This is a genomic window from Escherichia sp. MOD1-EC6021, from assembly GCF_002965245.1.
Classification (GTDB): domain Bacteria; phylum Pseudomonadota; class Gammaproteobacteria; order Enterobacterales; family Enterobacteriaceae; genus Escherichia; species Escherichia coli_F.
In genome coordinates this window covers 1-3,039 of the sequence record NZ_PTRU01000078.1, presented here as the reverse complement: position 1 = coordinate 3,039, position 3,039 = coordinate 1, and the positions used below count along the sequence as shown (strand labels likewise).

Genomic DNA, 3,039 nt, shown 5'->3' with positions numbered 1-3,039 from the left:
TTTGCTCTTTAAAAATCTGGATCAAGCTGAAAATTGAAACACTGAACAACGAAAGTTGTTCGTGAGTCTCTCAAATTTTCGCAACACGATGATGAATCGAAAGAAACATCTTCGGGTTGTGAGGTTAAGCGACTAAGCGTACACGGTGGATGCCCTGGCAGTCAGAGGCGATGAAGGACGTGCTAATCTGCGATAAGCGTCGGTAAGGTGATATGAACCGTTATAACCGGCGATTTCCGAATGGGGAAACCCAGTGTGATTCGTCACACTATCATTAACTGAATCCATAGGTTAATGAGGCGAACCGGGGGAACTGAAACATCTAAGTACCCCGAGGAAAAGAAATCAACCGAGATTCCCCCAGTAGCGGCGAGCGAACGGGGAGCAGCCCAGAGCCTGAATCAGTGTGTGTGTTAGTGGAAGCGTCTGGAAAGGCGCGCGATACAGGGTGACAGCCCCGTACACAAAAATGCACATGCTGTGAGCTCGATGAGTAGGGCGGGACACGTGGTATCCTGTCTGAATATGGGGGGACCATCCTCCAAGGCTAAATACTCCTGACTGACCGATAGTGAACCAGTACCGTGAGGGAAAGGCGAAAAGAACCCCGGCGAGGGGAGTGAAAAAGAACCTGAAACCGTGTACGTACAAGCAGTGGGAGCCTCTTTATGGGGTGACTGCGTACCTTTTGTATAATGGGTCAGCGACTTATATTCTGTAGCAAGGTTAACCAAATAGGGGAGCCGAAGGGAAACCGAGTCTTAACTGGGCGTTAAGTTGCAGGGTATAGACCCGAAACCCGGTGATCTAGCCATGGGCAGGTTGAAGGTTGGGTAACACTAACTGGAGGACCGAACCGACTAATGTTGAAAAATTAGCGGATGACTTGTGGCTGGGGGTGAAAGGCCAATCAAACCGGGAGATAGCTGGTTCTCCCCGAAAGCTATTTAGGTAGCGCCTCGTGAATTCATCTCCGGGGGTAGAGCACTGTTTCGGCAAGGGGGTCATCCCGACTTACCAACCCGATGCAAACTGCGAATACCGGAGAATGTTATCACGGGAGACACACGGCGGGTGCTAACGTCCGTCGTGAAGAGGGAAACAACCCAGACCGCCAGCTAAGGTCCCAAAGTCATGGTTAAGTGGGAAACGATGTGGGAAGGCCCAGACAGCCAGGATGTTGGCTTAGAAGCAGCCATCATTTAAAGAAAGCGTAATAGCTCACTGGTCGAGTCGGCCTGCGCGGAAGATGTAACGGGGCTAAACCATGCACCGAAGCTGCGGCAGCGACGCTTATGCGTTGTTGGGTAGGGGAGCGTTCTGTAAGCCTGCGAAGGTGTACTGTGAGGTATGCTGGAGGTATCAGAAGTGCGAATGCTGACATAAGTAACGATAAAGCGGGTGAAAAGCCCGCTCGCCGGAAGACCAAGGGTTCCTGTCCAACGTTAATCGGGGCAGGGTGAGTCGACCCCTAAGGCGAGGCCGAAAGGCGTAGTCGATGGGAAACAGGTTAATATTCCTGTACTTGGTGTTACTGCGAAGGGGGGACGGAGAAGGCTATGTTGGCCGGGCGACGGTTGTCCCGGTTTAAGCGTGTAGGCTGGTTTTCCAGGCAAATCCGGAAAATCAAGGCTGAGGCGTGATGACGAGGCACTACGGTGCTGAAGCAACAAATGCCCTGCTTCCAGGAAAAGCCTCTAAGCATCAGGTAACATCAAATCGTACCCCAAACCGACACAGGTGGTCAGGTAGAGAATACCAAGGCGCTTGAGAGAACTCGGGTGAAGGAACTAGGCAAAATGGTGCCGTAACTTCGGGAGAAGGCACGCTGATATGTAGGTGAAGCGACTTGCTCGTGGAGCTGAAATCAGTCGAAGATACCAGCTGGCTGCAACTGTTTATTAAAAACACAGCACTGTGCAAACACGAAAGTGGACGTATACGGTGTGACGCCTGCCCGGTGCCGGAAGGTTAATTGATGGGGTTAGCGGCAACGCGAAGCTCTTGATCGAAGCCCCGGTAAACGGCGGCCGTAACTATAACGGTCCTAAGGTAGCGAAATTCCTTGTCGGGTAAGTTCCGACCTGCACGAATGGCGTAATGATGGCCAGGCTGTCTCCACCCGAGACTCAGTGAAATTGAACTCGCTGTGAAGATGCAGTGTACCCGCGGCAAGACGGAAAGACCCCGTGAACCTTTACTATAGCTTGACACTGAACATTGAGCCTTGATGTGTAGGATAGGTGGGAGGCTTTGAAGTGTGGACGCCAGTCTGCATGGAGCCGACCTTGAAATACCACCCTTTAATGTTTGATGTTCTAACGTTGGCCCCTTATCGGGGTTGCGGACAGTGTCTGGTGGGTAGTTTGACTGGGGCGGTCTCCTCCTAAAGAGTAACGGAGGAGCACGAAGGTTGGCTAATCCTGGTCGGACATCAGGAGGTTAGTGCAATGGCATAAGCCAGCTTGACTGCGAGCGTGACGGCGCGAGCAGGTGCGAAAGCAGGTCATAGTGATCCGGTGGTTCTGAATGGAAGGGCCATCGCTCAACGGATAAAAGGTACTCCGGGGATAACAGGCTGATACCGCCCAAGAGTTCATATCGACGGCGGTGTTTGGCACCTCGATGTCGGCTCATCACATCCTGGGGCTGAAGTAGGTCCCAAGGGTATGGCTGTTCGCCATTTAAAGTGGTACGCGAGCTGGGTTTAGAACGTCGTGAGACAGTTCGGTCCCTATCTGCCGTGGGCGCTGGAGAACTGAGGGGGGCTGCTCCTAGTACGAGAGGACCGGAGTGGACGCATCACTGGTGTTCGGGTTGTCATGCCAATGGCACTGCCCGGTAGCTAAATGCGGAAGAGATAAGTGCTGAAAGCATCTAAGCACGAAACTTGCCCCGAGATGAGTTCTCCCTGACCCTTTAAGGGTCCTGAAGGAACGTTGAAGACGACGACGTTGATAGGCCGGGTGTGTAAGCGCAGCGATGCGTTGAGCTAACCGGTACTAATGAACCGTGAGGCTTAACCTTACAACGCCGAAG

The 3,039-nt window shown here is 52.6% G+C and carries 1 rRNA gene; it reads left to right on the top strand.

Annotated elements, in window-relative coordinates:
• Window positions 1-122 precede the first annotated feature (122 nt).
• Window positions 123-3,027: ribosomal RNA gene (locus BEB54_RS27850) — 23S ribosomal RNA — on the top strand.
• Window positions 3,028-3,039 lie beyond the last annotated feature (12 nt).